Here is a 15,538-nt window from a genome sequence, read left to right on the forward strand (position 1 = left end):
AAAGCGCCACAGCCGCGTATAGGCAGCAGATGTTCCCTTCTCCCCTCGATACCGAGGCTCAGTGCCGCGTTAGGGATTGGGCCGCCGACCTAGCCGCCGCTTCTACCCCACACGCCCGGCATTACGAGCACCAGCTGCTGTCCCGCTACCAGCGGCAGGAGGTGAGCTGCGAGCAGGTGCTAACGCTTCTAGACGCTAGCCCTTACCACGTCTTATACCGCAGCCACGCCACCCGGCCCTTCTCCGAAGCCCAGCTGCAGGAGCTGCTGGCCGCGGCCCGCTCCTATAACACCCGGCACCACCTCACCGGGCTGCTGTTGCACAGCAACGGCTGCTTCGTGCAGGTATTGGAAGGCCCCAAAGCCGTCGTGCAGGCCCTCTACGCCCGCATCCAGCAAGATGCCCGGCACACGCACGTCGTCACCGTCAGCGAAGGCCATGGGCCAAAGCGGCGCTTCGGCAACTGGGACATGGCCTTGGGGCGCGTGGCCGGCTCGGCCGTGGTGCGGGCTTTCGAAACCGTGCTCCTTCAGGAAGAGGCACCGGATGCATTCGCTAGCGACAGGCTCCTGTCGGCGCTGCTCCAGGCCTTTGACGTACACCAGCCGCCGCCCACCAGCCTGGCTCCGCTGCGCAGGTAGCTGCCGGGCTTTTCAAGCCAGTAATAAAACATCCATTGTTCGGGCAGCGCCGCCCGTTGCTGACGGCGTGCTCCATGCGAAAAGCCTGTCTGCACCGCTGAAAAAAAAGCCCTGACCAGCGTGGCTAGGGCTTTTTCTTTGATGTCTCTGGGGTTTCCTCAGCTTTGCCAGCAGCTGGTGTTCGCATTCGCCTTGGCAATAAGCAATACAGCGGCCATAATGACAAGCACGGCAATCAATTGATAACCGACTGACTCACAAACGCGGCATTACCACCGATGTAACGCGCTTTTGCTTCCTGTCGTTCCCGGTGTCCTTTTGCCGCTGCGGAACGTATTAGGCACAAAATTCCCCGCCCATGCTTCAGTCGCGTCAGCCCACCACACTCCCACCCTCTTCCTTTGATGCCAACGAGCGGCTGCGCTGGGTGGAGCGTATCGCCCGGCTCATGGATAGCCAGTTTCGGCTGCCGGGCACCCGTTTTCGCTTCGGCCTCGACCCGCTGCTGGGCCTGGTGCCGGTGGTGGGCGACTTGTCGTCGCTGGCCGTGTCGGTGGCCCTGCTGATGACCATGCTCCGCCACGGCGCCAGCGGGGCGGTGGTGGTGCGCATGGCCTTCAACATCCTGCTCGACACCGTGATTGGGGCCATTCCCATGCTGGGCAACATCTTCGACTTCGCCTACAAAAGCAATGAGCGCAACGTGGCCCTGCTGCGCCGCCACTACGCCGAGGGCAGGCACACCGGCAGCGGCAAGGGCTTGGTGGCGCTCCTGCTGCTGGGGTTTTTGGTGGTGTTTGGGCTGGTGGCTTGGGGCAGCTTTGCGGTGCTGCGGTGGGTGTGGCAATATCTTGATGCCCACCCCATCGGGAGCGCCTGGTAGGGAGTGGTGGTGCAGCCCCTGGCGGCTCCGGCTTACGAAAGCTGCCGGGCCTGGTGGGCGGCGCTAATCAGGCCCGGGGCATTCCGGAGGGTGGCCAGCACCACTTCCCGGGCCGCTTGTTTGGCCTCGTCGCCGCTGATGTCCCGGATTTCGTGAGCGAACAGCTCCCCCATGGTCTGAAACGCGTGAAGCAGGGCCTGCCGCTGCGGCTTTTCGGCTTTCAGCTGGGCCTGCGCCAACCGAATCTGGGCAATAATCCGGCGCCGCCGAATGCGAAACACGGACTCATTAACCACGTACGGCTGCAGCGAATCCAGGAGTTCTACCAAGGGCAAGAGGCGGCTGGCTGTCGAAACCAAGGCCCCATCGAGCCGCCGGGGCCGTGGTGCTACTGCACCGGCCGCAACAGCAGCGCAGCCGTTGGAAACAGCATTGTCAGCGTCCGTCAGGCCGAACGGCTGGGCGGGCTCAGAAGTGGGGTTCGTTAGCATGAAGTAGGCGGGGTAGCACGGCGTAGTGGGTTCAAAGTAAGGGGATACGGGGCGGATGTTCGGCTACCGCCCTGCTAATGAAAGCGGAGCAGGCCGGATGATGCATCAGGCGCGGGGATTCAGCTTGCCGGGTCGTTCAACCCACCAAACCGCGCCGCGCCAATACCGGTTGCGGATTTCGCTCTACCTTTCGTTTTTGAAAATTCTGACCATAAGCCCGTTCCCTGCAAAGCATATGCACAAGTATTTATTGGCTCTTACCGTGGTGGCTTTCTCCCTGCCGGAGGCGGCCACGGCCCAGCAGCTACCGGCCCTCACGGCGCAAGACTACGCCCGCGCCGAACGCTTCATGGGCTACAACACCCAGGCGCTGGTAGACCGCAGCATGGGCCGCCCCAACTGGCTGGCCAACGACCGGTTCTGGTACCGGGTGATGACGGCCCAGGGCAGCGAGTTCATTTTGGTGGACCCGGCCCGCAAAACCCGCACCGCTGCATTCGACCACGCCAGGCTGGCGGCCGGGCTCTCAGCGGCCAGCGGCCAGCCCTACGAGGCGGCCCGGCTGCCGTTTCGCAGCTTCACGTTTTCGCCCGATGAAGAGGTCATTTCCTTCGTCACTGGCGGCAAAAGCTGGAATTACGACGTAGTAAGCGGCCAGGTGACCCCCAACACCACGCCCGCGGCCAAGCCCGGCCCCAATGCCGAGAATGAGATAAACTCGCCCAACGGCCAGCTGGCAGCGTACATCCAGGACCACAACCTGTGGGTGCGCGACACCAAAACCGACCAGAAAACCCAACTCACCACCGACGGGGCCAAGGACTACGGCTACGCCACCGACAACGCCGGCTGGACGCACAGCGACAAGCCCGTGCTGCGCTGGTCGCCCGATTCGCGCAAGATTGCCACCTTCCGGCAAGACCAGCGCAACGTGAGCGACATGTACCTGGTGACCACCAACATTGGCAAGCCCACGCTGAAGGCGTGGAAGTACCCACTGCCCGGCGACAAAGACATTGCGATGATTGAGCGGGTGATTGTGGAAGTGAATCCGGCCAAAGTGGTGCGCCTGCAGATACCCGCCGACGCGCACCGCGGCACCCTGTCGGACGATATTTCCAGCAGCGGCACCTTCGACGACGTAGACTGGAGCCCCGACGCCAGCCAGCTGGCTTTCGTGTCGACCTCGCGCGACCACAAACAGGAGAAAATCCGCGTGGCCGATGCTGCCACCGGCGCCGTGCGCGAAGTATTTGAGGAAAACGTGGCCACGCAGTACGAGTCGGGCCAGGGTGCCATCAACTGGCGCTACCTGCCCAAAACCAAGGAAATCATTTGGTATTCGGAGCGCGACAACTGGGGCCATCTGTACCTCCACGACGCCACTAGCGGCAAAGCCAAGCAGCAGATTACCAAAGGTGATTTTGTAGTGACGCAGCTGCTGAAAGTAGACGAGCCCAAGCGCCAGCTCTATTTCCTGGCCGATGGCCGCGAGCCGGGCAACCCCTACTTCACCCATCTCTACCGGGTGGGGCTGGATGGCAAAAAACTGACGCTGCTCACGCCGGAAGCTGGCAACCACCAGGTCACGCTTTCGCCCTCGGGCAAGTACTTTATTGATAGCTACTCGCAGCCCGACCGGCCGGGCGCCACGGTGCTGCGCGCGGCCGACGGCAAGCTGCTGCTGCCCCTGGAAAAGACCGATATTTCCCGCCTCACCGCCACCGGCTGGAAGGCGCCCACGCCCATCACGGTAAAAAACCAGGACGGCCAGATTGACCTGTACGGCCTCATGTTTACGCCCAGCACGCTGGACCCGGCTAAGAAATACCCCATCATCAACTACATCTACCCCGGCCCGCAGGGCGGCGGCGTGGGCAACTGGTCTTTTTCGGCGGCGCGGAGCGACCACCAGGCCCTGGCCGAGCTGGGCTTTGTGGTGGTGGTTATCGAAGGCAGCTGTAACCCCCTGCGCTCCAAGAGCTACCACGATGCCTGCTACGGCAACATGGCCGAAAACACGCTATCGGACCAAGTGACGGGCATGCGGCAGCTGGCGCAGAAATACCCGTACATCGACCTGGAGCGGGCCGGCATCTGGGGCCACTCGGGCGGCGGCTATGCCACGGCGGCGGCCATGTTCCGCTACCCGGACTTCTTCAAGGTGGGCATCTCCGAATCGGGCAACCACGAAAACCGCAACTACGAGGACGACTGGGCCGAGCGCTACATCGGCCTGCTCAAAACCAACCCCGACGGCACCACCAACTACGACAACCAGGCCAACGCCACGTTTGCCAAAAACCTGAAGGGCAAGCTCATGCTGGCCCACGGCCTGATGGACGACAACGTGCCCCCTTACAACACCCTGCTGGTGGTGGAAGCCCTCACCAAAGCCAACAAGAGCTACGACCTGGTGGTGTTCCCGAACGCGGCCCACGGCTACGGCGCCTACTCACCCTACATGACGCGCCGCCGCTGGGACTACTTCGTGCAGCACCTGGCCGGCGCCCAGCCCCCGCACGACTACGAGATGAAGCCCAAGGCCGACCCGCGCAACTAGGCGCGACTTACCCAAAACGCGAATGGGGCAACCGGAGCAGCCGTTACCACGGCCCCGGTTGCCCCATTTTCTGTACCCATGTAGATGCTACTCGCCGCCGTTGTCTAGCCGTGGGCCATCTTCGTTCCAGCCAGCGGAGCGGGCTACGCGGTGGGCAGGCTGCGGTTGAAGTGATTGTGCAGCACTGTGTTGATTTTCTCCTCCGTAAGGGGCTTGTTCAGAAAGCCGGCAATGTTGAGCTTGCCCACCCGGTCCACGTCCTGCGGGTGCAGCGAGGTGGTGAGCATGACGATGATGATGGCCTGTTTCTCCGGGAGAGGCAGCAGGTCGTAGGCCGCCAAAAAGCCAAACCCGTCTAATACAGGCATTTTTACATCCAACAGAATCAGGGCCGGGCAGTCTGTGGTGGCACCCTGGCAATGCTCCTCCAGCAGGCCCAGCGCCTCCTGGCCATTGGTGGCTACCAGCAGCTCACTGGTTACACCCAAACGATTCAACAACAGTTGGTTGAGATAATTAGTCGTTTGGTCGTCATCGACGAGCAAGACGCTGCTAAGTTTTTGCATGGAAGGGTATGGGCCGCTCAAAACCGGCAAACAAACGCGGGCTATCGGACGAAGTATACGGAAAACGTGGTGCCCACGCCGAGCCGGGAGCTAACCTCTATGCGCCCGCCCGCATTCTCAATCATTTTCTTCACCATGTAAAGCCCAATGCCCGAGCCCTCTACGTGGTCGTGGAAGCGCTGAAACATGCCAAACAGTCTTTGCTCATTATGCGCATCCAGGCCCAGGCCGTTGTCCTCCACCTCCAGCACCATATACTCCGCTTCGGAGCGGGCGCGCACGCGCACGTGCGGCGGCCGGCCGGGGTCGCGGTACTTGAGGGCGTTGCTGAGCAGGTTGAATACCACGCTGCGCAGGTTTTTCTCCGAAAACAACACGGTTGGCACCGCCGCCACGTCCACGTCGAGCCGCGCGCCGGCTGCCTGCACAAGCGGCTCCAGGTCGAGGCGCACGTCGTGGATAATGCCAGCCAGGCCCACGGGCTGCGTGGGCAGGCCGTGCTCCTTCTGCAGCTTCGACACGTCGGTGAGGTGCTCAATGGTGCGCTTGAAGCGGTTCACCGAGTCCTGCATCAGGTGCAGAATGGGCTGCACGGGCTCGGTCTGCACGGTGGCGGGCGGCAGCTCCACCAGCAGGGCATGCAGCAGCCCTTCTATGTTGCTGATGGGGGCCTTGAGGTCGTGGGAGGCCGTGTAAATGAAGTTGTCCAGGTCCACGTTCACCCGCGTGAGCTGCTCGTTGTTGTCGCGCAGCTGGCGCTGGCCGTGGTCAATGCGCTCCAGGGCCAGCCTGTGTTCGTGGATGTCGGTGTAGGTGCCAATCCATTGCATCACCTCGCCCTGCTCGTTGCGTGAGGGCAGGGCGCGGCCCAGCATCCAGCGGTAGTCTCCCTGGGCGTTGCGAATGCGGCATTCCACCTCGTAGGGCTGGCCCGTTTGCAAGCTCTGCTGCCAGCGCGCCAGCGTGGGCGCGGCATCGTCGGGGTGCAGGCGCTGGCGCCAGGATTGCTCCGCCGCGGGGCCCTGGCCTTGCTGCTGCCCGATGTAGTCGTACCAGCGGCGGTTGCGGTAGGTGTGTTCGCCCAGCGCGTTGGTGGTCCAGGCAATTTGAGAGATACCTTCCAGCATGCGGCTGGCTTCGGCTGCGGCGCGCTCAACCACGAGCCGGGCGGCTTCTTCGCGCTTCAGCGCTTGGGTTTTGCGGTCGAGCAGGGCGTTTTGCTCGGCTACCTGGGCCCGAATGGCGGTTATTTCGCGCTGGGCCGACAAGTCCGTGACAATCACCGCCAGCGTGGGCGTTTCGTTGAACTGCAGCATATTCATCGACACCGAGAAAGGCACCAGCGCCCCTGCTTTGGTTTGCAGCAGCAGCTCGCCTTTGCTTTTGCCGCCCCAGCCCCGCAGCATCAGGCCGGCCCAGTACTCCTTGCTGGCCGGGGGCACAAACTCGTCAAACGCGCTGCCAATCAGCTCGCTCAGGGGGCGGCCCATGAGCCCGGCCAGGCAGGCATTGCAGTACAGCACCGTTGCGTCTTCGGTGAGCAGCAAGGCGCCCTCGTTCATTTCCTCAATCAGGGTGCGGTAGCCCTGGTCGGCGCCCTGCAGCGTGAAAATGCGCGGGCCCTCGGCGCCTTGCACGGCCAAGGCGTCCACGGCTCCGGTCCGGATGGCGTGAATCAGCTCCTGCGCCTCCTCAAGCTGGTAACGCAGCTCCTCGTTCTCACGGGCCAGCGCAGCGGACGTGGGCCGGTCCTCACTCATTCCCACACGGGCCCTGTAGTAGGTGGGGTGATGCCCAGGGCTTTCAGCACCGCTCGCGGTTGGAAAAGTCGCCCACCAGGCGGCGCACCAGCCCCGGCCGCCGCTTAATGAGCGTGGGCACGCCTATCAAATCCATTTCATGGGCCAGCTCGGGCTGCTGGTACACGTCCACAATCAGCAGCTCGTAGCGGCCTTTCAGGAACTGCTCGCAAATTTCCTTGATGTTGCGCACGGCCCGCGTCGAGTTGGGCGTGGCCCCCGTGATGTACAGGTGCAGCAAGTATTCGGGGCCGGAATGTTCTTCCGGCGCGTCGTCCGAGTCCAATTGAGGTTCCATGGGCCGGGGGTTAACGGGTGAGATAGTGCACGTCCAGTCCCAACAGCACCCGCTCCTCGTTCGAGAGGTCGCCGATGATTTTACGAATGGGCTCGGGCACCTTGCGCACCAGCGTGGGAATGGCTAGAATCTGGTCGCCTTCGGCCAGCTGGGGGTTCACCAACAGGTCGATTACTTCAATTTTGTAGCGGCCTTTGAGGTGCTGCTCGCAATATCTTTTCAGGTTGGCCAGGGCCGTTACAGATTTGGGCGTTTGGCCAGCTACGTACAAGCGCAGTTCCCAAGTTTCTTCGTCGTTTTCTTCAGCCATGGAAAGGATGGGGCAAATGCCAATAGCATTTTGGGTATATGTGCTACTACTTGGTTTCGGCGGGGGCCGGCGTCGCGCGCGCGGGAGGGTTGGCGGCGGCAATGCGCTGGTTGCCGCTCGTGAGGGTTTGCTGGCGGTTTTGCTCGTCGGAATAGATTTGCCGCAGCTCCTCTTCCACCGATTCAAACTCGGTGCGCAGGTTGGCAATGTTGGCTTCGAGCACGCGGCGGCGGCGCTCCAGCTCCCGGTCGCGGCGGTCGGTTTCCTGCTGCGCTGCCAGCGTTTGGGCGTGCTGCTGCATTTGCTGCGTGAGGCGGCTGGCCCCGGTCACAATGCCGGTGGGCCCCACCACCACGTCCAGCAGCTCAATGCCATGCTCGGTCACAATAAATTCGCGCACCTGGTTGGAGTGGGCCATGCCGCGCGATTTCAAAATGCTCAGGCCGCGGTTGCGCTCGCCAATGCCCTCCAGGTCGCGCACGCTTATCCAGGTATCTACCAGCGACGACACGCCTTCGTCGGTCATTTCCTGCTGCAGCCCGCGCCCACTTACCAGGGCGGTGAAGAAGGCGGTGATGCCGTTCACCTTCAAAAAGTCGATGAGGCGGGTGAGCATGCTGCGCACCTCGGCCGCGTTGCCCACGGAAATCAGATTGGTGATGGGGTCGATGACCACCGCCGCGGGTTTGAAGTCTTTCACCAGCCGGTGCAGCGTCACGAGGTGCTGCTCCAGGCCGTTGATGGTGGGCCGCGAGGCTTCGATGCGCAGCAACCCTGCCGCCACGTGCTGCTGCAAATCGATGCCCACCGACCTCATGTTGCGCAGCAATTGCTGCGGCGATTCTTCAAAGGCAAACAGCAGGCAGCGCTGCCCCTGCTGGCAGACTTTTTCTGCAAAGGCAGCGGCCAGCGTGGTTTTGGCCGTGCCCGCTGTGCCGGTTATTAGCACGCTGGTGCCCTGGTAGAAGCCGCGCCGGCCAAACATCTCGTCGAGGGCCGGCACGCCGGAAGCCATGATGTTGTCGGAAACGGGGTGGTCGAGCTGCAGCGACGTCACGGGCAGCACCGAAATGCCGTCTTCGGTGATGAGGTAGGGGTATTCGTTGGTGCCGTGGGTGCTGCCGCGGTACTTCACAATGCGCAGGCGGCGGGTGGTAATCTGGTCGATAACCCGGTTATCAAGCAAAATCACGCAGTCCGACACGTACTCCTCCAGGCCCTGGCGCGTCAGAGTGCCGTCGCCGCGCTCGGCCGTGATGATGGTGGTCACGCCCTTGCCCTTCAGCCAGTGAAACAGGCGGCGGATTTCGGAGCGCAGCACGCCCTGGTTGGGAAAGCCCGAAAACAGGGCCTCAATGGTGTCAAGCACCACGCGCTTGGCCCCAATGGAGTCGATGGCGTGGCCCAGGCGAATGAACAACCCTTCGAGGTCGTACTCCCCGGTTTCCTCAATCTCGGAACGGTCGACGTGCACGTGGTCGACACGCAGCATCTTGCGGGCCTGCAGCTCCACCAGGTCGAAACCCAGCGACGCCACGTTGGCGGCCAGCTCCGGCGCGGTTTCCTCAAAGGCCATGAGCACGCCCGGCTCGTTGTAGTCCTGAATGCCGCGCACCAGAAACTCGATGCCCATCAGGGTTTTGCCGCAGCCGGCGCTGCCACAAATCAGCGTGGGACGCCCCAGCGGCAGGCCGCCTTCGGTAATTTCGTCAAGCCCTTCGATACCCGTAGGGGACTTGGGCAGCTTGGGTAATGCGGGGGCAACAGACGAGCGAAACTCTTGCATGTAGGGGGTTTAGATTAAGTCAAAGTTAGTTGCGGAGCGGGCACATTTGTTTTGCGCCCGCGGCTCAGCCGGCGTACCCCTCCCCACAAATTGCCTTTGCAAGGTGCGAGGGCCCAAAAGGCAGCCGCCACCAAACGGGCGGGCACCCGGGTGCTTGGGCCGGCCCCTCCCCCACTCCCCGCTATGCCTTTTAGCTGCGCTTACCGGCTGCCGGACTCAAAATCGAGCCAGCCGGCGCGGTGCGTCTCCATTTCGGAGCGGCTGATGCCGTAGGCGCGGCAGGCTTCCTCGGCGCTCATCAGGCCCTGGTCCACAGCGTTGAGCACGGCCCACACCTTCAGCTTGCGCTCGGCTTCCAGGCTGGCGGCATCCGCTGGTTCAGGGCGGCCGTCCGTGTCAAAAAAATCGGAATGGGAGGGGCTCATATGCCCTGCAAGTTAGCCATTTGCTTGTTATGTCAATGTGATTTTTGCTTGAATTTTTCGCTCTTTTTTTGTGGGCCCGAAATCGGCTGTGGCAGGCGGGAAAGCGCCATTGCTACGGCCCGCTTTTTTGGTGGGGATGTTTCGGTTGGCTCAGGTAATTGGGAATGGCATGCGCCCGGCAGCCGCGGCTTGCAATGGGCCACCTGGCATGTTTTTCCTACAAACCGTCGACTAAAAAAAGCCTGTGGCCCTTACTTATTCACCTTTACAAGGCTATCAGCACCTTAACCAGCTATATGGGGTTTCCCATCTTGTTTTGTTTCTTTTTTTTCTAAAAGAAATTCCGCAACTTGGCACCCCGAGCCACCATCTTTTACATTTCCCGTGCCTTTTATAGCTGCACTCCGCCCCAGAAAATCGAGATACTCGGTTCACGGCGCTCCTTCTGTTGTCGAAACCAAAGACGCCCAGCCAACGACCCCCGCTTCCGGAGCCGACGTCTCCGGCGTGCCTGCCCCTGGCAGCCTGGCCGTGGCCGGAGCGCCGCATGACCTGGCCCCCAGCCCCCGCATCGTGCTGGACCGCGAAACTGGGGGGCAGTTCATCCTGGGCCAGAATTACCCCAACCCGTACCACGGCGAAACCACCGTTCCGTTTACGCTCAGCAACGGCGGCGATGTTCGCCTCGACCTTTTCGACGCGGCCAGCCGAAAAGTAGCAAGCATCCTACGGAAGGAAATGGGCGTGGGCAACCACACCATCCACTTAAATCTGAGTGGTCTGGGCCTGCGGACCGGCGACTACACGTACCAACTGCAAGTAACCAACAGCCGCGGGGTATACCGCCAGAGCAAGCCAATGACGGCAGGCTAACAAAAAAGGAAGTGACGGGAGGAAGTGAATGCGAGGCCGACCGTTGCTACGGCCGGCCTCTTTTTTGGGGCCGACCGCGGCGCCTGCGGCAGCCGCTCGGCCTCGGCTGCGGGCACCGGACTTTCAGGTTAGGCAGCGCCGACCGTACTTTGCTGTCCGGCGCCCGCACGGGCGGCCGGTTTCCCGTTGCTTTACTTCTCACCATCGCGGCGCTGCCGCACAATTTGTTTTTATGGCTGACCAAACCCTTACCGGCCTGCGGGCGGGCGTCCTGCACGGCGACGAAGTGCAGGCTCTATTCCAACACGCCAAGGCCAATGCCTACGCGCTGCCCGCCGTGAACGTGACCGGCACCAACACCGTGAACGGCGTGCTGGAAACCGCCAAGGCAGTGAACTCGCCCGTTATGATTCAGTTTTCGAACGGCGGCGCCCAATTTTTTGCCGGCAAGTCGGTGCCCAACGACAAGCAACAGGCCAGCATTGCGGGCGGTATTTCGGGTGCCAAGCACGTACACGAGATGGCCGCCCTCTACGACGTGCCCGTGGTGCTGCACACCGACCACGCCGCCAAGAAATTGTTACCCTGGATTGATGGCCTGCTCGACGCCGGCGAGAAATACTACCAGACGCACGGCCAGCCCCTCTACAGCTCGCACATGCTGGACCTGTCGGAGGAGCCGATTGAGGAGAACATCGAAATCTGCAAGCGCTACCTGGAGCGCATGGCCAAAATCGGCATGACGCTGGAGATTGAGCTGGGCGTGACCGGCGGCGAGGAAGACGGCGTGGACAACTCCGACGTGGACAGCTCCAAGCTCTACACCCAGCCCGAGGAAGTGGCCTACGCCTACGAGCAGCTGAGCGCCATCAGCCCGCGCTTTACCATTGCGGCCGCTTTCGGCAACGTGCACGGCGTATACAAGCCCGGCAACGTGAAGCTGCAGCCCAAGATTCTGCACAACTCGCAGGAGCACCTGCGCCAGAAGCACAACATTGCGGAGCTGCTGCCCATCGACTTCGTGTTTCACGGCGGCTCGGGCTCGAGCCAGGAGGAAATCCGGGAGGCCATCAGTTACGGCGCCATCAAAATGAACATCGACACCGACCTGCAGTGGGCGTTCTGGGAAGGCATCAAGGACTACTACGTGAAGAACGAAGGCTTCCTACAGGGCCAGATTGGCAACCCCGGCGGAGCCGACTCGCCCAATAAGAAGTACTATGACCCGCGCGTGTGGCTGCGCAAGGGCGAGGAAACCTTCGTAACGCGCCTCAAGCAGGCATTCGAGGACCTGAACTGCATCAACCGCCGGTTTTAACGCCTGCGGCTTAATGAGGAATGAAGAATGAGGAATGAAGTATTGAGAACGGCCCAAAAGCCAATTCCTCATTCCTCATTCCTCATTAAGCCGCAGGCGTCCGTCCTACTTCCCAATCGAGCCAATTTTGGGTTGAACCTGAATAATAAAGCGCTTATTCAGACCTTCCTGGGCGCCCACGTAGCGGCCCACGCCCCGGAAGCCGCTGCCCGCCGCCACCACTTCCAGGTTGCTGGGGAAGCGCAGGCCGGCCTGCTCCCATAGCCGGATAACGGCCAGCGCCCGGCTGTAGCTGAGCTGGCGCACGGCCGGGCCGTCGAGGTTGCGCGGGTCGGAGGCGGGGTAGCGCATGTCTTTGGCGGCCCGGCCTTCCACCACAATGAGGTACTGTACGTTGTCGTTGGTTTCCAGGGCCTTCATCTGACTAAGCAGGAACCGGCCGGCTTTCACCAGCGGCGTTTGGGCGTCGGCGGGTAGCACCGCGCTCTGCGGGGCAAACGTGACCGGGAAATTCAGCTCGTAGCGCTTGTAGCGCTGGTTGTAAATAAAGTAGTCGCTTTCCAGTCGCTTCAGGGCCGCTTTTATCTCATCGAGCTTGCGCTTTTCCTGCAGTTGCACGTTGAGCTGTTTGTTGGCAACCTGCAGGCTTACCTCCTTGTCTTTGAAGCGCTTGAAGCTGAGCACGAACAGCACGAGCATGGTCAGAAACAAGGCCGTCATGAGGTCCACGTAGCTGGGCCAGAAGAAGTCCTTGCTCTCTTTCATGTTTAGGAAGGCTTTTACTAGGTTTTAATTAGGACTTCATGCTGAGCGCAGTCGAAGCATCTCGCGTGCCTTACTTACTCAATCTTTGTAGCAATCTTGATTACTTACCATACGCGAGATGCTTCGGCTGCGCTCAGCATGACAACTTTTCCCAGGCTCAGTTTTACTTCTTGCCCAGCACGGTGCGCTGAAACCAGTTGGGCCGGGTGATTTCTTCCAGCACTTTGTTGGTGCGGTCTACCTGCTGCAGGAGCTGCTGCTGAATCTGGGCATCGGCCAGCAATCGGGCTTCCATGCGCTGCATGGCCTGGGCGGCCAGTGCGGCCTGGCGTTCCTGCAGCACGTTCAGCTGCTGCTGCTGGGCGGGTAGTTGGGTGAAGGGGTCGAGGTACTCCGTGATTTTCTGGTACACGTTGTTGCTGTTCAGCTCGCGGAAGTGGCGCTGCCACTGCTCGTGGGCTTCGGTGGCTTCCTGCTGCAGCTCCTGCAGGCGGCCGTCGAGCTCCTGGTCCATGCGGTGCACGCCTTCGCTCACGCCCTGGCGGACCTGGGCACCCAAATCGGCCAGTAGCTTGCCGTGCTGGCTAAAGAAGGCTACCTGCTGGCGCAGGGCATCGTCGTGCTGCTGCAGGTACTGCGGCACGCTAGCGAGGCCTTTTTCCAAGGCCGTGAGGCGGTTGAGCAGGGCGCCGATGGTCTGCGCCGCTTCGTTACTGTGCGTCACGGTGGTGTTTAGGGCCTGCTGGTAACCCAGGAATTTCTCGAACGTCTGGGCGCTTTCGTCTACCCTATCGAACACCTTGATGGTGGCATTGGCCAGCTCCGAATACCCGATTTTTTCCAGCTGCTCCAGGAAGCGCTTCTGCACGCTCACGTTCTCCGTGATGCTGGCAATGAGCGGCGTAAACTCGTGGATTTTGCTGAAAAAGTCGTTCTGAATCTGGCTAAAGAAATCGGTATTAAACGTATCAAGCACCGATTTCAGGTTGGCCATGCCGGCCTGCATGTCGGAGTTCAGCTTGGGCAGCAGGGCCTTCTGCAGGTAGGTGTAGTAGGCATTCTTGTTGCGGTCACGCGCGGCGCGGGCCTGCTTCAGCAGCTGGTTGCCGGCCAGCGTAAAAGCCAGCCCGAACAAGCTGCCTATCATGGCAATGAGCACCCCGCCCAGGAAGTGCTGCACGTCGGTGTTGCTGAACGAAGTATCCAGGGCCGGGTCGACGGCCACCTCCGCGAAGGGATTGCCCACCAGCGCCACCAGGCCCAGAATAGCCCCCGTGAACGTGCCCAGCAGGCCCAGGTACAGCGGCGTGGCAATCTGAGCCTGAATCTCCTCGTCCAGCGCTTCGGCGTGGCGCTCGGAAATATCTTTCAGAATGCCAAAGTCGGCTGCGGCGCCGCGGTTGTTTTGCAGGTACTCGTTGGTGTCGGCAATGATTTGCCCGAACTCCGGTGAGGCGTCGCGGGTGATGAGGGCATCGTAATGCACCGCGAAGTTTTTCTCCGGGTTTGCGGCGGTGTAGGTAATTGGCTGCACCGCCACCGCGCCCGCGGCAGGGTACATGGCCTGCACCCGGGCGGTGAGCTGACGGTTGTGCCAGAACACATACGCCTGCCAGGCCACCAGCGCCAGAACTAATACGATTTCAATTAGAAGCATAAATCAGGTAACAGAACCGCAAAGATGCGTTGCTACAGTCTTCGGCCGGACGTTAGCGCAGGGCGATGGTGGCTTTTTGAACCACGTGCCACGTGTCTTCGCGCTTTTCCAGCTTGCCCGCCACCAGGTTGGTGATGGTGGTGAACTGCTCGGTGGGCGGTAGCTCAAACGAAAAAAACTCCTTCAGCTCCCGCACCCCGTTGCCGATGATGCGTGACTGGTCGGCCTGCGGGCTGAACGAGTACTGCGCCGTGCCCGCCTCGGCGTTCGCCAAGGTGATGAGCAGCGGCATCTGGGGCAGCGGGTTGGGGCTGAGCTTGCGGTGCTCGATGCTGGGCACGTCGGGGGCCGGCGCGTAGTAGTGAATGGGGCCGTTGGAAGCAGCAGGCGCGGGAGTACTGGCCGTCTCGGGAGCGGCCGCCGGCGCCGGGGCAGAGGTTTGCGGCTCCGAGGCGGGGCCGGCGCTGGCGTCAATCATTTCCTGAATGGCGGGCGGCGTTGAGGTAGGCGCTGCCCATTCTATGGTTTGGCCGGTTTCCAGGGGCTGGTCGCCGTCAACGGGCGGTACGGATGGCAAAGTTGGGTTCATGGTGGCGGGACGAGGAGGCATCGCAGGCCAGCCGCCGGACGAGTTGGCCGACGCGGAGCTACGGGAATTAAAATTCGACTTGTTCTTCTTGCCCGCCCCCGAAGATTTGCCGGCGGATTTCGGAACCGTGCCCTGCACCTCTCGCAGCGACTGAAACGACACGCCCTTGCCCGCATTTTCAGCAGACGAATTCTCCGGCGCGGCAGGTGGCAGCTCAGTGGAAGCGGCAGCTTGTGGAGCAGCTTTGCGCACGTTTTCCGCCGGCCTTTTTTGAATGGGCGCGGCCCGCGTTTCCGGCGCTTCAGGCACTACGGTATCCGCAGCCATTGGCTGCTTCGCCCGCCGCGCCCACAGCCAGGCACCTAACACGCCAATGCCAACGCCACCCAGTACCGCCCACGCCGTGGTCCAGCTTGACGCAGGCTCGGCAACTACTTCCGCACCAGCCACCGCCGTTGAATCGATAGCGGCACCGGGCACTTCGGAGCCGGTCCCGGGTTGCGCCCACGCTCTCGCACCACCACCCAACCCCAGTAGCAACGCGAGTAGCAGCAGTGGCCGGCTTCTCTTGCGC

The 15,538-nt window shown here is 61.8% G+C and carries 15 protein-coding genes; 5 read left to right on the top strand and 10 right to left on the bottom strand.

What is annotated here, in order from left to right; all coding sequences use genetic code 11:
* The first annotated feature begins 29 nt into the window (after positions 1 to 29).
* Complete coding sequence (locus BEN47_RS17580) at positions 30 to 641, top strand: BLUF domain-containing protein (RefSeq protein ID WP_158011084.1); 612 nt, start codon at positions 30 to 32, stop codon at positions 639 to 641.
* Between the two features lie 358 nt (positions 642 to 999).
* Entirely contained in the window at positions 1,000 to 1,524 is a 525-nt protein-coding gene (locus BEN47_RS17585) for a DUF4112 domain-containing protein (protein ID WP_083322553.1), read from the top strand.
* 32 nt (positions 1,525 to 1,556) lie between these two features.
* Here BEN47_RS17585 and BEN47_RS21130 read toward each other — a convergent pair whose 3' ends face one another.
* Positions 1,557 to 2,015, bottom strand: a complete 459-nt coding sequence (locus BEN47_RS21130) for a hypothetical protein (protein ID WP_125921762.1) — start codon at positions 2,013 to 2,015, stop codon at positions 1,557 to 1,559.
* A gap of 235 nt (positions 2,016 to 2,250) precedes the next feature.
* Between BEN47_RS21130 and BEN47_RS17595 the strand changes: the two genes are divergently transcribed.
* Entirely contained in the window at positions 2,251 to 4,578 is a 2,328-nt protein-coding gene (locus BEN47_RS17595; protein ID WP_070730444.1) for a S9 family peptidase, read from the top strand.
* Positions 4,579 to 4,721: 143 nt separating this feature from the next.
* Here the strand turns inward: BEN47_RS17595 and BEN47_RS17600 are convergent, their stop codons facing one another.
* The 6 genes from BEN47_RS17600 to BEN47_RS17625 all read right to left on the bottom strand — a co-directional run bounded on the left by BEN47_RS17600 (position 4,722) and on the right by BEN47_RS17625 (position 9,762).
* On the bottom strand, positions 4,722 to 5,144 hold the full coding sequence (locus BEN47_RS17600; RefSeq protein ID WP_070730248.1) for a response regulator: 423 nt from the start codon (positions 5,142 to 5,144) through the stop codon (positions 4,722 to 4,724).
* Between the two features lie 41 nt (positions 5,145 to 5,185).
* Positions 5,186 to 6,904, bottom strand: coding sequence for a PAS domain-containing sensor histidine kinase (locus BEN47_RS17605; protein WP_070730250.1), 1,719 nt, complete (start codon positions 6,902 to 6,904; stop codon positions 5,186 to 5,188).
* Between the two features lie 43 nt (positions 6,905 to 6,947).
* Positions 6,948 to 7,241 carry a circadian clock KaiB family protein gene (locus BEN47_RS17610; RefSeq protein ID WP_070730252.1) on the bottom strand — a complete coding sequence of 98 codons (294 nt, stop codon included), beginning with the start codon at positions 7,239 to 7,241 and terminating at the stop codon, positions 6,948 to 6,950.
* A 10-nt stretch (positions 7,242 to 7,251) separates the two neighbouring features.
* Positions 7,252 to 7,551 (bottom strand): circadian clock protein KaiB, encoded by a 300-nt coding sequence (gene kaiB, locus BEN47_RS17615; RefSeq protein ID WP_070730253.1) that lies wholly within the window; start codon positions 7,549 to 7,551, stop codon positions 7,252 to 7,254.
* A gap of 46 nt (positions 7,552 to 7,597) precedes the next feature.
* On the bottom strand, positions 7,598 to 9,337 hold the full coding sequence (gene kaiC / locus BEN47_RS17620) for a circadian clock protein KaiC (RefSeq protein WP_070730255.1): 1,740 nt from the start codon (positions 9,335 to 9,337) through the stop codon (positions 7,598 to 7,600).
* A gap of 200 nt (positions 9,338 to 9,537) precedes the next feature.
* Entirely contained in the window at positions 9,538 to 9,762 is a 225-nt protein-coding gene (locus BEN47_RS17625) for a DUF1153 domain-containing protein (RefSeq protein ID WP_070730258.1), read from the bottom strand.
* Between the two features lie 384 nt (positions 9,763 to 10,146).
* Here BEN47_RS17625 and BEN47_RS17630 point away from each other — a divergent pair, with 384 nt between their 5' ends.
* Positions 10,147 to 10,635: a T9SS type A sorting domain-containing protein gene (locus BEN47_RS17630; protein WP_125921764.1), complete on the top strand. Its 489-nt coding sequence runs from the start codon at positions 10,147 to 10,149 to the stop codon at positions 10,633 to 10,635.
* Positions 10,636 to 10,867: 232 nt separating this feature from the next.
* Positions 10,868 to 11,953 (top strand): class II fructose-bisphosphate aldolase, encoded by a 1,086-nt coding sequence (fbaA, locus tag BEN47_RS17635; RefSeq protein WP_070730264.1) that lies wholly within the window; start codon positions 10,868 to 10,870, stop codon positions 11,951 to 11,953.
* 105 nt (positions 11,954 to 12,058) lie between these two features.
* Here the strand turns inward: fbaA and BEN47_RS17640 are convergent, their stop codons facing one another.
* The 3 genes from BEN47_RS17640 to BEN47_RS17650 form a co-directional block, all read right to left on the bottom strand.
* Positions 12,059 to 12,718: an OmpA family protein gene (locus tag BEN47_RS17640; protein ID WP_070730266.1), complete on the bottom strand. Its 660-nt coding sequence runs from the start codon at positions 12,716 to 12,718 to the stop codon at positions 12,059 to 12,061.
* Positions 12,719 to 12,881: 163 nt separating this feature from the next.
* Positions 12,882 to 14,375, bottom strand: a complete 1,494-nt coding sequence (locus BEN47_RS17645) for a hypothetical protein (protein WP_070730268.1) — start codon at positions 14,373 to 14,375, stop codon at positions 12,882 to 12,884.
* A 52-nt stretch (positions 14,376 to 14,427) separates the two neighbouring features.
* Positions 14,428 to 15,291: a hypothetical protein gene (locus BEN47_RS17650; RefSeq protein ID WP_070730269.1), complete on the bottom strand. Its 864-nt coding sequence runs from the start codon at positions 15,289 to 15,291 to the stop codon at positions 14,428 to 14,430.
* Between the last annotated feature and the right edge of the window lie 247 nt (positions 15,292 to 15,538).

Origin of the sequence: Hymenobacter lapidarius (genome assembly GCF_001816145.1) — a bacterium.
Lineage (GTDB): Bacteria > Bacteroidota > Bacteroidia > Cytophagales > Hymenobacteraceae > Hymenobacter > Hymenobacter lapidarius.